General features: G+C 39.0%; 13 protein-coding genes and 1 pseudogene. 12 read left to right on the plus strand and 2 right to left on the minus strand.

Annotated elements, in window-relative coordinates; genetic code table 11:
- A pseudogene (locus WMO75_RS16080) lies at positions 1-666 on the plus strand (recombinase family protein); the annotation flags it as partial.
- A 448-nt stretch (positions 667-1,114) separates the two neighbouring features.
- Here the strand turns inward: WMO75_RS16080 and WMO75_RS16085 are convergent.
- A complete protein-coding gene (locus tag WMO75_RS16085) occupies positions 1,115-1,564 on the minus strand; it encodes an Rrf2 family transcriptional regulator (protein WP_118064724.1) in 450 nt (149 codons plus the stop codon).
- A gap of 322 nt (positions 1,565-1,886) precedes the next feature.
- Between WMO75_RS16085 and WMO75_RS16090 the strand changes: the two genes are divergently transcribed.
- Positions 1,887-2,513 carry a DUF3786 domain-containing protein gene (locus WMO75_RS16090; protein ID WP_118699397.1) on the plus strand — a complete coding sequence of 209 codons (627 nt, stop codon included), beginning with the start codon at positions 1,887-1,889 and terminating at the stop codon, positions 2,511-2,513.
- Here WMO75_RS16090 and WMO75_RS16095 read toward each other — a convergent pair.
- Positions 2,435-3,082, minus strand: coding sequence for a TetR/AcrR family transcriptional regulator (locus tag WMO75_RS16095; protein ID WP_118699396.1), 648 nt, complete (start codon positions 3,080-3,082; stop codon positions 2,435-2,437). The genes WMO75_RS16090 and WMO75_RS16095 overlap by 79 nt on opposite strands.
- A gap of 168 nt (positions 3,083-3,250) precedes the next feature.
- On the opposite strand from WMO75_RS16095, the gene WMO75_RS16100 reads away from it, so the two are divergent.
- From WMO75_RS16100 to WMO75_RS16145, 10 genes are all read left to right on the plus strand, one after another.
- Entirely contained in the window at positions 3,251-4,021 is a 771-nt protein-coding gene (locus tag WMO75_RS16100; protein WP_118699395.1) for an ATP-binding protein, read from the plus strand.
- 85 nt (positions 4,022-4,106) lie between these two features.
- Entirely contained in the window at positions 4,107-5,039 is a 933-nt protein-coding gene (locus tag WMO75_RS16105; protein ID WP_118699394.1) for an AAA family ATPase, read from the plus strand.
- A gap of 6 nt (positions 5,040-5,045) precedes the next feature.
- Positions 5,046-6,863, plus strand: coding sequence for a cobaltochelatase CobT-related protein (locus tag WMO75_RS16110; RefSeq protein ID WP_349078504.1), 1,818 nt, complete (start codon positions 5,046-5,048; stop codon positions 6,861-6,863).
- A gap of 16 nt (positions 6,864-6,879) precedes the next feature.
- A complete protein-coding gene (locus WMO75_RS16115) occupies positions 6,880-7,074 on the plus strand; it encodes a hypothetical protein (protein WP_118699392.1) in 195 nt (64 codons plus the stop codon).
- Positions 7,075-7,096: 22 nt separating this feature from the next.
- The gene (locus WMO75_RS16120; RefSeq protein WP_118699391.1) at positions 7,097-7,807 is read left to right on the plus strand and encodes an ATP-binding protein; all 711 of its coding nucleotides are present in this window, start codon (positions 7,097-7,099) and stop codon (positions 7,805-7,807) included.
- Positions 7,785-8,120, plus strand: a complete 336-nt coding sequence (locus tag WMO75_RS16125; RefSeq protein WP_243111647.1) for an ATP-binding protein — start codon at positions 7,785-7,787, stop codon at positions 8,118-8,120. Before WMO75_RS16120 ends, WMO75_RS16125 begins: the two co-directional genes overlap by 23 nt.
- A gap of 200 nt (positions 8,121-8,320) precedes the next feature.
- On the plus strand, positions 8,321-9,025 hold the full coding sequence (locus WMO75_RS16130; RefSeq protein WP_349078506.1) for a LytR/AlgR family response regulator transcription factor: 705 nt from the start codon (positions 8,321-8,323) through the stop codon (positions 9,023-9,025).
- Positions 9,026-9,053: 28 nt separating this feature from the next.
- Positions 9,054-10,361: an ATP-binding protein gene (locus tag WMO75_RS16135; RefSeq protein ID WP_015542181.1), complete on the plus strand. Its 1,308-nt coding sequence runs from the start codon at positions 9,054-9,056 to the stop codon at positions 10,359-10,361.
- A gap of 141 nt (positions 10,362-10,502) precedes the next feature.
- Positions 10,503-13,364 (plus strand): glycoside hydrolase family 3 C-terminal domain-containing protein, encoded by a 2,862-nt coding sequence (locus WMO75_RS16140; protein ID WP_349078508.1) that lies wholly within the window; start codon positions 10,503-10,505, stop codon positions 13,362-13,364.
- Positions 13,365-13,390: 26 nt separating this feature from the next.
- Positions 13,391-15,829 (plus strand): glycoside hydrolase family 3 C-terminal domain-containing protein, encoded by a 2,439-nt coding sequence (locus WMO75_RS16145; RefSeq protein ID WP_349078510.1) that lies wholly within the window; start codon positions 13,391-13,393, stop codon positions 15,827-15,829.
- Positions 15,830-15,943: the final 114 nt, after the last annotated feature.

Here is a 15,943-nt window from a genome sequence, read left to right on the forward strand (position 1 = left end):
GATGGTCATAAATGTGGATATCGTAAACAATGGAGCGAGGAGAAGATTAACAATGCAGTGGAAGAAGTTATTCGGAAACTGGTGAAGAATCCTAAATTTGAAGAAGCAATTCTGAATAAAATCGGTTCAAGAATAGATACAGAAGAAATAGAAAAAGAGATTGAAAGACTGGAAAAACAGCACAGGCAGCTGACCGGAGCAAAAGGAAGACTTGGACAGCAGATGGACAGTCTGGATATCATGGATAAATTTTATGAGAAGAAATATCAGGATATGGAGACAAGGTTATACCGTTTGTATGATGAGATTGAAGGCGTGGAGAACAGTATAGAAGAAGTCAAGAATCGCCTGCTGAATATCTGGCAACAGAAAATATCAGAAGAAAACGTCTATCAATTTCTTTTATATTTTGATAAACTATATGATAAGTTCACCGACCTGGAGAAGAAAGAATTTCTTAACAGTTTTGTAGAACAGGTGGATATTTATGAGCAGGAGCAGCCAGATGGCAGATTTCTGAAGCACATAAAGTTCCGTTTTCCGGTGTATTTTGGAGACAGAGAGACACAGGAACTTTGTTGGGACAACGAAAGTATCGTTGAAACTGTGTGCCTCTTGAGCAACCGAAAACCAGATACCAGATGCCAAGGTGAAAATAGGCATTGATATGGATGATTATTACCGTATCAGGGAGAATGCTGAAAGCAAATAAACCTTTACAAAACCGAATAATACACTGAATTAAAGCAGGATAGAAGCTGTTGATGCGTTAGAAGATAACGTGTCAGCGGCTTTTTCTTTTTATCTGAAAATCTATTAGTCAAATCTGAAAGGAGTCAATTAAGTTAATGCACCAAAAAGAAAAGTATTTCAGGCGCACGGGATCTTCTTGCTTAGGATCCGGTGAAGGATACGCCAGTGGCTGTGAATGGGATTGTTTCTATTCCTGTTGAGGAAATATATCCGTTTCATGATTATCCATTCCGGCTGTATGAGGGAGAATGCCTGGAAGACATGTACAGAGCATCAGGGAGTTTGCAGCAAGTGATACAGGAGAACTCTTGGAGTGAGTTTTCCAAAATTATCACAAAATGTTTCCTGCCTATTTCTCCTGTCATATAATGTTTTGCAAATTATTTTGCATGGATGTTCGCTGATAATAGGTATTTATGATATCCTGTAAAGTAATCGTATTCATTTTTCCTTCAGCAGTTTTTTGGATTTCATCATAGAATCCCTGCAAAGACAACTGAATATTAATGCCAATGCCGCAATCGGGGTTGGTATGAGTATCTAAATGAAGCAGAGGTTTCTCGCCTTCAACTGCTTTATAAATATCCAGTAATGTGATCTGGTCTGCTGGTTTTGAAAGAGAAGGACGGGCATGTCCAGCTACACTGGTCATAAGTCCGGCTTTTTTTAGTTTTAACATAAGTTGGCGTACAAAGCCGGGATTTGTATGGACACTTTCTGCAATTGAGGCACTGGAGAGAGATTTTTCCTGGTTGATAGCAATCAGAACCATCACATGAACAGTATCGCTTAATTTCGTTGAATATTTCATGATAAGAAACTCCTTGTAGTATGATATAATGATTTTGCTTTCACATTTTTGAGACAAAATATTTCTGGTTTGTCAAAAACATCCCAAGTTCTCAACAGCTCTTTTTAATGTGTTGAGAACTTGGACATATTTATTATTTTGACGATTGTAAATAATATAATTACAACTATAATGAAATTTAAAGGAAAAGTCAACACAGGAATGAAACTTACGGAGGATGGTATAAATATGCTGATCGTAGACAAATTTATGAAACCACCAAAATCCTTGCATAAACATTGATTATTATATGATGCGATAAAATATTCACAAAGGAGAGCTTATGGAATACAAAAATCAAACAGAAAATCGTGCATTTCAGGAAATGTTGCAGGCAGCAGTAAAACGGCTGCAAAATCGTTCCGGAGAGGATCTTGCTGCAAAAAGTGGAGCTGTTTTTTATAGCAGCCGAAATGTGCTTGAAGTACTGAGTTTTTATGAAACGATTGAAATTCAACTCCCTGAGTTTCGTATTAACTCAAATATGGATGAATGGCATTATCTGATATTGCTGCATTATCTGGATATGGCCGATGGAACAGAAGGCTCACAGAAGCTCATTACTTTTGGTAACCTGAAAGATGGATTGATTCGAGGAACCAAGTTTGACCGGACTGCAGAGCAGAAACTGGAAAAACTTTTGCAGGACAAAGAGCCTGAGAAAATTCAGAAAGCATGTACAAGTCTGGGTGCAGAATTCACAGAGACAAAGGCGGATCTGTGTGCTGTTTTTCCAGTTCTGCCAAGATATCCGGTAACTTTAAAGATATGGTTTGCGGATGAAGAATTTCCTGCATCGGGAAAACTATTTCTTCAAGATCATGCAGATCATTATCTGAGTGTAGAAGATGCAGTAACAGTCGGAGAAATCTTGCTACAAAAATTATCGGAAGCATTTTCTTCCCTCTGATCATGAATCAGAAAACTTTCCAGTCCGGCTTTGATAAATTTGTCAATGGTTGTCTGAATCTGTTTCCAGTCATTACAGTGATTGCGGAGCATCAGTCTGTTGATGGAAAGGCAGCCATTCATTTGAAAATAAAAAACCGATTCTGCCTGCTCAAAGGTCAGGAGGCTGTGTGACATAAGCCAGGTCACATAGCCTTCTTTTGTATTTTCTGCTAATTTTTCCAGAAGAATGGGGGCAATTGCATCATCCAGAAACAGTGCCCTGTATTGTGATTCCATCTGTATTTTCTGACAGAATGGATAAGAACAGCTTTTTTGATTTAGACAGAATAAATGATCTACAGTTGTTAACATATCCTGAGTCATATCATTAAAAATATCTGATAATACATCATGGATATCGTAGTAATGAAGATAAAAAGTACCACGGTTGATTTCAGCATTTTTGCAGATTTCTGTAACTGTAATTTTCGTAAAACTTTTCTGCGTTAACAATTCTAAGAACGTATCTTTTATGGTTTGCCTGGTATAGCGGGTACGGCGATCTTGTTTTCTGGTTTTTTCTGACATTATATACTCCTGTATTATTTGGTATCATATGATTCCTCAACAATTTTTCTGATGTGTTGAGGAGCCATACAAATCTCACAGATTGATTATTGTAATTTATATAGTAACAACTATAATAAGATTTAAAGAAAAAGTCAACAGATTGTTCAGAATATTAGGAGGAAAAACATGGGACATGTAATTGCGATATCAGGAAAAGGCGGCGTAGGAAAAACTACACTTTGTGGATTATTGGTCCAGTATTTGTGTGAAAGTGGGAAATGTCCGGTTCTGGCCGTGGATGCAGATGCAAATGCCAATTTAAATGAAGTGCTTGGTGTGGAGCCGGAGATCACACTTGGAGAGCTGAGAGAAGAAATTGAGCGGGCAGGCGTAGACCCACGATATCAGATCCCATCCGGTATGACGAAGCAGGCATATCTGGAAATGCGTCTTTCTGATGCGATTGCAGAAGAAGATGATTATGATCTGATGGTAATGGGGCGAACTCAGGGACAGGGCTGCTATTGCTTTGTAAATGGTCTTGTACAGACCCAGGTTCAGAAACTGCAAAGCCATTATCCATATATTGTGGTTGATAACGAAGCAGGTATGGAACATATCAGCAGAGGAATCCTGCCAATGATGGAAGTTGCCATTCTTGTAAGTGACTGTTCCAGAAGAGGTGTTCAGGCAGCCGGACGTATTGCAAAGCTGATGAAGGAGTTAAACTTTAAACCACAGAAAACTGGATTAATCGTGAATCGTGTTCCAGATGGAAAACTGGATGCCGGAACTCTGGAAGAAATCCGAAATCAGGGACTGGAACTGTTAGGGGTTGTACCACATGATGACCAGGTATATCAGTATGACTGTGATGGAAAGCCGATCATACAGCTTCCGAAAGATTCTCCTGTAAGAAGTGCACTGGGAGAAATTGTAAAGAAGTTAGGATTGTGAGTTGGAGGATTGAAAGTTTGATGATTGAGTAAACAGAAATATTATCTGACTTGGTATAACTAATTGCAAAGAAAGGAAAATCTTCATGAGAGATCATTGGACAGAAATAGAAAAATATTTAGAAGACCAGAAGATAGCACAGGAACTGATTGGAGAACTGAGAGATTTTCACATGCGTTATGAGGTAGAGGATCAGGTAAAGGAACGGGTAGAAAAACCGGATATCCTATTTTATGGGAAAAAGATTCTGGAAATGTCAATAGCAGCGCTTCTTCAGGGAGATAACCTGTTACTTTCCGGTGCGAAAGCTACAGGGAAAAATGTACTATGTGAGACACTGGCATGGATATTCGGAAGACCGGAATACGACATTTCTTTTCATGTAAATACAGACAGTGCCGATCTGATTGGAACGGATACCTTTATAAATAATGAGGTTCGCCTTCGGAAAGGCCCCATCTACCAATGCGCGGAATTTGGAGGATTTGGAATCCTGGACGAAATCAATATGGCAAAAAATGATGCGGTTTCTGTACTGCATGCCACGCTGGATCATCGGCGCAGAATCGATATTCCAGGATATAACAGGATTTTACTTCATCCGGCAACACGATTTATCGGCACGATGAATTATGGTTACGCAGGTACCAGAGAGCTAAATGAAGCATTGGTTTCAAGGTTTATGGTAATTGATATGCCTGAAATGGATGAGGATAGTGTCCTTTTTGTATTAAGACAACATTTTCCAGATGGGGAAAAAAGTGCACTGAAAGCTTTTGCAGGACTGTTTCTGGATCTGCAGATCAAAGCTTATCATGGAGAAATCTCAACAAAATCTCTTGACCTGAGAGGATTGGTTTCTGCTGTAAAAGCCACAAGAAGCGGACTTTCTCCAATTGATGCAATCCAGATGGGGATCATAAATAAAAGTTTTGATGTATTTGAAAAAGAAATCATAGAAGATGTGGTTTCTACCAGAATCCCATCTTCCTGGACCGGAAAAGACATATGGGGGTAAACTTGTATGGAGGATATCAGATGGCCGGCGGAACAACTGGAAGAACATCGTCTGGAGGTCAGCAATCGTATCAGAAATCTTTTTTGGACAGTCAGTGGTGATTATGATATGGAATTTGAACCGGACACAGAAAAATATGTTTATTCAAAACAAACGGTTCTATATGAGGCAGTGAAGCAGGGTGCCTTTGCACGATATTTTGACCAGAAGAAACTTGGCATGTATTTGATGAAAAAAATACATTTTTCTGCTGGAGAAGATATGCTTTTGCCTCTTGCTGGATTATGCATGGATGCTGCAGTGAATCGTTTTATCACTCGAGAACGTTTGGGAACAAAGGAAATCAGAGAACAGGCATTCGGAGAATTGGAAAAGGCCGAGGAAGAGCAGGTATCAGATAATGCTGGAACAGACCTGATTCACAGGATTAGGCTTCTGTATATAAGGCATGTTCTGAAGAACACAGACGATAAGGGAATGGATCCGCAGGCAGAGATTGCATTGTACAAGATTCTTTCTCTGAAGGATGCAGAAAATACGGAAGATGTCATAAACGTGATAGATGAGATTTATAATCATGTTCTGGATCCCTCTTTTGAAAAAAAGAATGGAAATCTGGAGAAGATTCTGAATTTACCGGATATGGCATTGGCCAATGACGCGTGGCAGGAATGCATGACAGATGAACAGATGGAAGACATCATTCAAAAATATCTTTCTAATATCAAAAAAAAGATGATGAGTCTGGATATCAGAAACAAAAAGAAAAAAAGATTTTATTTCTCTCCGGAAAATGAAGAAGTTCCGGAAAGCTCGGAGAATATAAATCCACAGGCAGTGCGACGGATACGGGAATATGTGGAACTGAATTACGGAAAATCGTATCTAAGTGAACCGGAGCAGGCCAGAGTCAACCGGAAATTTTGTACAGGAATCCACAAAAACTGTATCCTGTATCTTACAGATGGAATTTTACAGAGCCCTGTGATTAAAAATAATCAATACCGTTTTTCTCAGCTGCAGTTTGAAAAAAATAAAGCCTATTATGGAAATAATCACTGGATCATCAAAAGAAATATTTCTGTGTTGGCAGAGTCATTGAAACGGGCATTTATAATCCGAAAGGATGATTTTGTCAGCAGATCTGATGCAGGGCAGCTTGTTCCTGAGAGGTTATGGAAAATTGGAAGAACAGACGATGACAAGTTATTTAATAGAAAAAAGAGATCAGAAGATTCTGAGTTTGTAATAGACGTCCTGATTGATTCCAGTGGTTCCCAGGCTGGCAGACAGGCTCAGGTAGCGGCGCAGGGATATATTATCAGTGAAGCATTAAGCCAGGCAGGAATTCCTCATCGGGTGACAGGATACTGTGCTTTCTGGGGATATACAGTACTTCAGAGATTTCGGGATTATGAAGATCCAAGGGAAACAAATGAAAGAATCTTTCAATTTCGGGCGTATGCCAATAACAGAGATGGGCTTGCACTGAAAACAGTCTGTTCCTCTCTCATGGAGCGACCGGAAAAAAATAAGATTTTAATCGTATTAAGTGATGGAAAACCCTGTGATATGAGCATACAACGACCAGGAACCCGCCAGCCCAAGATCTATGACGGAGAAGGAGCTGTGAAAGATACTGCATATGAGGTGCGTCGGGCCAGAAATCAGGGAATTTTCGTAATTGGTATTTTTGTAGGGAATGAAGAAGAGCTCTCCGTGGAAAAGAGAATCTATGGAAAAGACTTTGCCTATATTCGTAATATCAGCAATTTTTCCCGTATGGTAGGAACTTTTTTGCGAAGACAAATTGATATGGAATGAAAATGGAGGAATCACTATGGGTAAAATTGAATTTGCCAATTGCCAGGATGTAAGAAATCAGAAAAAGATACAGGAATTAGACTGTCCACGCTGTCATGAATCGGGAGGCATTGAAGCCTTTGTGAAAGACGGGATACTTGCAGAGGACGGAGTATGTGATAACTGCGGATATATTCTTCCAGAAGGAACAGAACTGGAGGAAGTGGAGTAAGAAGCATTTAAGGAGATAACAGATGAAAATTGCTGTAACTGGAAAAGGCGGAGTAGGGAAAACTACGATATCTGCAGTATTAGCACGGCTGTATGCAGAAGAAGGGAAAAAAGTATTTGCTGTAGATGTGGATCCAGATGCAAATCTTGGACTTGCACTGGGTTTTTCAGAGGAAGAACTGGAGAGTATTACGCCTATCAGTAAAATGAGAAGGTTGATTGAGGAGAGAACAGGTGCAGATAAAAGTAATACTTTTTATAAAGTCAATCCAAAAGTGGATGATATTCCTGAAACTTACGGAAAAGAAAACAATGGTGTTCGACTTCTGGTTTTGGGAACTGTGGAAACTGCGGGAGGCGGATGTGTATGCCCTGAAAATGTAATGTTGAAACGAATTATTAATAATTTGGTTTTACATAGAGATGATATAGTAATCCTGGACATGGAAGCAGGACTTGAGCATTTAGGACGGGGAACAACGGAAGGAATGGATCAATTTATCGTTGTGATAGAGCCGGGGGCCAGAAGTGTTCAGACTTATAAAAATGTAAAACGTTTGGCAGAAGAATTGGGTGTAAAGGAAGTAAAGGTCATAGCAAATAAAATCAGAAATGATGAAGATGAAAAGTTTGTAAGGTCTAGAATCCCAAAGCAGGATTTTTTGGGATGTTATCCAAAATCTCAGGCTTACAGAAGACCAATTTGCGCTAATGGATATGGAGACTGGTATTGAACACTTTGGACGTGGAATTGATAACGGTGTAGATTTGATATTGATAATTATAGATCCATCCTATGAATCCCTACAGCTTTCCAAAAAAATCGGGGAATTATCGGAAAGTATTAGAAAACCATTTTATTACGTTCTCAATAAAGTAACAAAAGAGAATCAGGAAATGATGTATGAAGCTGTATGGAATTCAAGTCGAGTCGCTGTATCTCTTAGTGCGGATACTAGTATTATGAGAGAGGGACTGATGGGGAAAGAACTATCAGAAAAACCAGATGCTATTGAAAACTTAACAGAATTTCTACTTTCTATTTAAAGAACGAGGAGATTTACTGTGGATATATGATAAAAGAAAACCAGATTATACAGCTGTAATTTGTAATATTACATCCACTTGACGCAAGAAAAAAGCAGTGATATACTGAAACAAAAATTATTTATAAAATAATAAAAACCTGGAACTATATTGTGTGATTGAACAGTTACAAAAAATGCAATTCTTGTGGAGGGTATGGGATGATACAGATTGCAATTGTGGAAGATGAAGAAATTTACGTAAAACAATTAACAGAGTATATCCGGAAATATCAAACGGAAAGGGGAAAATCAATAAAGGTTACAGTATTTGGTGATGGAGAAGATATCACAGAGAATTACAGTGGCGGTTTTGACATTATTCTGATGGATATCCAAATGCAGTTTATGGACGGTATGACAGCAGCAGAAAAAATCCGTCAGATGGATCAGAAAGTAATTATCATGTTTATCACAAATATGATCCAATATGCAGTACGTGGATATGAAGTTGATGCAATGGATTATGTAGTAAAACCAGTTGAGTATTTTTCTTTTTCGCAGAAACTGGATAAAGCAATTGGACGTATTCGTTCTGAAGCAAAGGAATTTCTTATGATTACGATTGGAGAAGGAATCGTAAAAACAGATATAGCAGATATCTATTTTATTGAAGGACAGGGACATAATGCAGTTTTTCATACTTTAAGAGGGGATTACAGTTCCAGAGTTACGTTAAAGGAACTGGAAGAAAAATTGATAGTTCATAATTTCTTCCGGTGCGCCAAGGGGTATCTGGTAAACATGAATCATGTAGAAGGCATTGTTGGTTCTGACTGTGTGATTCATAGTGTACATATACCAGTCAGCAGAACTAGAAAAAAGGAATTTATGAATAAACTTTTGCAAAATCTGAACATGGATTAATTTTGTTGGGCGGATAACGGAGGAAGTTATGTTATACCAGGATATTCCAAGAATTTATACAGCAATTGCGGAGTGGGGAGCGTGTCTGGTTTATCTCTATATGTTGAAAAGAGAAAAAATGAAATCTGCACATTTTCTTATTGGTGTGTTGCTTATGCTGGCATTGCAGTGTGCTTTTCTGGTTGCGACAGGTAATGTATCAGAGGTTTTATGGATTCCCTGTATGATTATTGCTGTTGCTATAATGTATGTATTTCTTATGGTTGGAGGAAGCATGAAACCTCTTGGGGCAGGATATTGCTGTGCCAGAGCATTTGTGTTGGCAGAGTTTGTTGCTTCTCTGCAGTGGCAGATTGTATCTATTGTACAGGTGAGAGGAATTCAAAGTTTCTGGACTGAAATTTTGATTACGATTATAATTTTCGGTGGTTGTTTTGTCATTGATATTTATCTGGAAAGGGATTATCTGAAACAGGATTATCTTCAGCAGATGACTGTAAAAGAAGTTGTAGCAGCAGCAATCATGGCAGTTACAATCTTTGCGTTCAGTAATCTGAGTTTTTTGAGTGAAAATGTACCATTTGCAAGCAAAGAACGTGCAGACATTTTTTCTATGAGAACCCTGATTGATTTTGGAGGAATTGCAATCCTGCATGCTTATCAGAGCAGGATTAGTGAGTATATTGCCGAAAAAGAACTTTCAGCAATGAATGTGATCCTGAAAAGTCAATATGAGCAGTATCGAAATTATCAGGACAGTCTGGATCTCATACAGATGAAATATCATGACTTGAAGCATCAGATCACAGCACTTCGTGCAGAATCAGACGAAGAAAAACGTAAAAAATGGATTGATGCAATGGAGGAAGAAGTCTCTGCCTTTGAAAATATGAGCAAAACAGGTAATCAGGTGCTGGATACAATTCTTGCAGCTAAAATTTTTCATTGTCGAAAAAATTACATACAGATTACCTGTGTAGCGGATGGTAAGTTACTGGATTTTATACATGTAACAGATTTGTGTTCCATTTTTGGAAATGCATTGGATAATGCAATTGAACATGTAATTATGATACCGGAAGTGGAAAAAAGACTGATTCATCTGACGGTATCTGCAAAAAAGAGTTTTGTTTTTATTAAAATAGAAAATTATTGTGAAGATAAAATTCAGAAAAATGAAAATGATCTGATTACAACAACAAAAGTAGATCGCCAAAACCATGGATTTGGATTAAAAAGCATTCGTACTGCTGTGGAGAAATATAATGGTTCTGTGGATTTTGGAGTGGATCAGAACTGGTTTGAATTAAAGATTCTTTTACCCAGAGTAATGTAAAGCTCTGGGTGTTTTTTTGCATTTCATGCCATATTTTTGCATGTTGTGCCAAAACCGGCACGATGAAAAAGATATGATATAGTAAGGTCAACAGGAAACAGTTCCTGAAATTACAGGACAGATAAAAAGGAGGAGAAGAGAATGATCAGTGTTGAAATGGAAGACGTCCTGGCGGTATTACAGTTGTGCAAACCGTATATTATCGGTATTGTTGCTGCACTTGTAATTGGAATCGTAATTATGATCGCGTGCCGCAGGATGTGCAGGGACAAAAAATTTCTGATAAGAAGGGAAGCTGCGATCGCAATGGTTCTTGCAGTTGTTGTCTGCGTGAATATGATCTGTTTTGGACCAATGGCTACGTTGATTGGACTTGCAACGGGAAATGGAACTTTAAGCGATGAAACAAATGAAGAAGCTGCGGAAGCAGCAGAAGAAATTATGGAAGACGGAATTGTTCTTCTGAAGAATGAAAGCCTGCTTCCTTTAAATGAAACAAAAAAACTGAATATTTTTGGCTGGGAATCTATTAATCCGGCTTACGGAGGAGCTGGCTCAGGAGGAATCAATGATCTGTATGATATTGTCAGCCTGAATCAGGGACTTGAAAATGCAGGATTTTCTATTAATCAGGATCTTGTTGATTTTTATAATAATTATGGTGCAGATAATCCGGAAATGTCAATTCAGAAACAGAGCTGGACATTACCAGAACCACCGGCAGATACATACAGTGATGAACTTATTGAAAGTGCAAAAGAATATTCTGATGTGGCAGTTGTGGTTCTTTCCAGAAAAGCAGGTGAAGGTCATAACGATATTCCGATGGATGTAAGCAAAGCAGCTTATGACAATAACTCTGATGCGTATGACGATTTCCCGGAAGGAGAGCATTATTTACAGCTTTCCCAGACAGAAAAAGACATGGTAGACATGGTCTGTGATAATTTTGATGATGTTATTGTCCTTTATAATGGCGCAAATCAGTTTGAACTTGGTTTCGCAGATGAATATCCTCAGATTAAGTCTGTTGTATGGTGCCCGGGAACAGGAAATGTGGGATTTAATGCACTTGGTAAAGTATTTTCAGGTGAAGTCAATCCTTCCGGAAAAACACCGGATACATTTATTTATGATATGACGACTGCTCCGTGGTGGAATAATGCAGAAAAAATCGAGTATACAAATCTGGCAGATATGGCAGTTGAGGGAATGAATGCAGGAACTGCTCAGGTGTATGCTCCGGCATTTACCAATTATGTGGAAGGTATTTATGTAGGATATAAATACTATGAAACAGCTGCACAGGAAGGTGCGATTGATTACGACAAGACTGTACAGTATCCATTTGGATATGGTCTGAGTTACACAGAATTTGAACAGAAAATGGGTGAACTGGAGGAAAAAGACGGACAGATTTCTGTAGATGTAGAAGTAACCAACACAGGAGATGTTGCAGGAAAAGATGTAGTAGAAGTGTATTATAAACCGCCATATACAAATGGCGGAATTGAGAAATCTTCTGCAAATCTGATTGAGTTTGCAAAAACAGATCTGCTTCAGCCGGGAAAATCTCAGATTGTTACAGTTACATTTAGTATAGAAGATATGGCCTCTTATGATGAGAATAATGCAAAAGCGTATGTTCTTGAAAAAGGTGACTATGTAATCTCTATTAACAGCGATTCACACACTGTGCTGGATCAGAAAACTTATACCGCAGATGCTGATGTAGTATATAAGGGAGAAAATAAAAGAGCATCAGATGATACTGCCGCAGGAAATGTATTTGAAGAAGCAAAAGGAGATATAACATATCTGTCACGTGCAGATCATTTTGCAAATTATGAAGAGGCTACAGCAGCACCGGCATCTGCAGAGCTGAGTGAGCCATATGTTTCCGAATATCATCTGAACAGCAACTTTGATAAGACTACATACCTTAATGATAAGGATGTAATGCCGACAACGGGAGCAGATAATGGACTTACATTAGCTGATATGCGTGATGCTGATTATGACGACCCTCGTTGGGAAAAACTTCTGGATCAGCTTACTGTTGATGAAATGGCAAATATGATTGCAATGGCTGGTTATCAGACAGCAGCCATGGATTCTGTGGGAAAAGTGGCTACACTTGATTTCGATGGACCAGCAGCAATTAATAACAACTTTACAGGAGTTGGTTCTATTGGATTTCCAATTGAAGTTGTGGTTGCCTCCACATGGAATAAGGAACTTGCACAGGCCTGGGGTGAATGCATGGGCAAGATCAGTCAGGAAATGGGTGCAGAGGGCTGGTATGCACCAGGTATGAATACTCATAGAACCGCATTTGGAGCAAGAAACTATGAATATTTTTCAGAAGATGGAGTTCTTGCAGGAAATATGGGTGCAAATGCAGTAGAAGGTGCAAGAAAATATGGAGTTTATTCTTACATTAAGCATTTCGCACTGTATGAAGGAAATGCAAAGATGGTAAGTGTCTGGTCAAATGAGCAGGCAATCCGTGAAATCTATCTGAAACCATTTGAAATCTCTGTAAAACAGGGTGGCGCAAATGCGGTTATGGTTTCCTGGAGTTTCCTTGGAGATAAATGGACTGGAGAATGCAGTAATCTTATGAACACAGTTCTCAGAGATGAATGGGGCTTCAGGGGAATGGCGCTTACAGACTTCTTCCGAAACAATGGTCATGGATTTATGAATGCAGATGCAGCTTTGGCGAATGGGGTAGATGCAATGCTGTCCACATTCAACGGAGAAGAGAACAATGTAGCCAATCCGGAACATCCAACATCTGTACTTCAGATGAGAAATGCCTGCAAAAATGTCATGTATACAGTTGTAAGCAGCTGGGCTTATGATGGAGAACACGAAGAAACAGGTATGGAAAACTGGAAAAAAGCAGGAATTGGTATCGACATTGTAATAGCACTTTTCATGGCAGGAATGGAAGTACTGGTAATCAGAGGATATAAGAAAAGAAAGAATGCTGAATAAGGATGAAAGTGGGATGGAAAACAATTATGAAACAGCAAAAATTGGTTGAAAAGATGACAATAGAAGAAAAGGCAGCGATCCTCAGTGGAAAAACTGTCTGGCAGACCAGAGAAATTGACAGGCTTTCCATCCCGTCCATCTTTCTTTCAGATGGACCGCATGGAATCAGAAAACAGGCAGGGGCAGGAGACCATCTGGGACTGAATGCATCCTTGAATGCAACTTGTTTTCCCACAGCAGCGACGATAGCAAACAGCTGGAATCAGGATCTGGGGGAAGAGATTGGACAGGCTCTTGGAGAGGAAGCAGCAAGTATGGATGTAAATATCCTGCTTGGTCCGGGATTAAATATTAAAAGAAGCCCATTATGTGGAAGAAATTTTGAATATTTTTCAGAAGATCCATATCTTTCCGGGAAGATGGCAGCGTCATATATTCGTGGAATACAAAGTAAAGGCGTTTATGCCTGCCCGAAGCATCTGGCGGTTAACAGTCAGGAACTTCGGAGAATGGCAATGGACGCAGTTGTTGACGAACGGACATTAAGAGAAATTTATCTGACCGGTTTTGAGATAGCTGTTAAAGAAGGACACGCAAAAGCAATCATGAGCAGTTACAACCAGATTAATGGGATTTATGCTAATGAGGACAAACATCTTTTGACAGATATCTTGCGCAAAGAATGGGGATTTGATGGAATTGTAGTAACAGACTGGGGCGGAAGCAATGACCATGTGAAAGGTGTTGCTGCCGGCTCAAATCTGGAGATGCCGTCCTGTGGGTACGATTCTGCAAGGGAAGTGATTGCTGCTGTCCGAAATGGAAAGCTGAAGGAAGCGGATTTGGATGAAAGAGTTGGAGAACTGGTGGATGCAGTGATGGAACTGACATCAGGGAAGAAGCTTTCAGATAAAAACTTTGACAGAAACGCACATCATCAACTGGCAAGGAAAGCAGCAGCAGAAAGCATGATTCTTCTGAAAAATGAAAAACAGATTCTTCCGCTGGATACCAAAAAATCCATCGCTGTTATTGGAGATTTTGCTTTTTCACCCAGATATCAGGGGGCAGGATCTTCTATGGTCAATCCAACAAAAGTAGAAGATATGTCATCGATTTTGCAGCAATATGATTTGAATATTTTGGGAATGACAAGAGGCTATCATAGAAATGGAGATGTAGATGAGAATGATAGAAAGTTTGCATTAAATTTGTCTATGAACGCGGATATTGTGATTTTCTGTTTTGGTCTTGATGAGATCAGCGAATCAGAAGGACTGGACAGAACCCATATGCGTATTCCGCAGGATCAGATAGATCTTCTGCAGGATATTAGTAAAGTGAATGAAAATATTATTGGAATACTGAGTGCAGGATCTGCGATTGAAATGCCATGGCATACCTGCTGTAAAGCGATTTTGCATGGTTATCTGAATGGACAGGCAGGTGCTTCTGCAACATTGGATATTCTGACCGGAAAAGTGAATCCATCAGGAAGACTGGCAGAAACATATCCCATGTCTTATGAACAGACACCGGCATTCCGATATTATCCAAGTAATGAGAAAACATCGGAATACCGCGAGAGTGTTTATGTGGGATATCGCTATTATGATACTTCAAAAGTTCGGGTGCAATATCCATTTGGCTTTGGGCTTTCCTATACGGAATTTACATATTCTGATCTTATCATAGAAGAGGATGGAATCAAAGTATCGGTTACCAATACAGGTGATAGAGATGGAGCTGAGGTTGTTCAGATGTATGTAGGACTTCCTAATGCAATAGTGTTCCGACCGGAAAAAGAACTGAAAGGTTTTGCAAAAGTTTATTTAAAGGCAGGAGAAAGCAGACAGATCAGAATTCCCTTTGATGATAAGACATTCCGTTATTGGAATATAAAAACAGGACAGTGGGAAATAGAAACAGGAACTTATCAGATTATGGTAGGTGCCAGTGTTGCAGATATTCGTTTAACAGGTATGACCGAGAGAACAGGAAACAGTAAAGGGTATCCGTATAATCCGGCAAAAATGCCTTACTATTATACAGGAATCGTGCAGAAAATATCAGATGAGGAATTTCGTGAACTTCTTGGCCATGAGATACCGAACGGAAGATGGAGTGGAAATCTGGAAATCAATGATGCAATCTGCCAGATGTATTATGCAAAAAGCAGACTTGCAAGACTGATATATAGATGTCTCACAAAAATGAAAAAGAAGAGTGAAGAACAGGGGAAACCAGATCTGAATATTCTATTTATTTACAACATGCCATTTAGAGGTATTGCCAAGATGACCGGCGGGGCAGTCAGTATGGAAATGGTATATGGAATTGTCGATGCTGTGAATGGACACTTTATGCGTGGAGTAAAAAAAGTAGTTGGCGGATATTTCAGAAACAGAAGAAATAATAAGAAATATGAAAAATTATTAAAAGGAGCTGGAGGGAAGCGCAGATGAATCATATAAGAAATATATGGAAATGTTTTGAAGAGAAACATTCTGCTCTTGCAAAATGGCTTTATCAGATATTCTATTTTGTTATATTCAGTATGGGCGTGACAGTATTCCAGT

Origin of the sequence: Blautia intestinihominis (genome assembly GCF_040096655.1) — a bacterium.
GTDB classification, from domain to species: Bacteria; Bacillota; Clostridia; order Lachnospirales; family Lachnospiraceae; genus Blautia_A; species Blautia_A intestinihominis.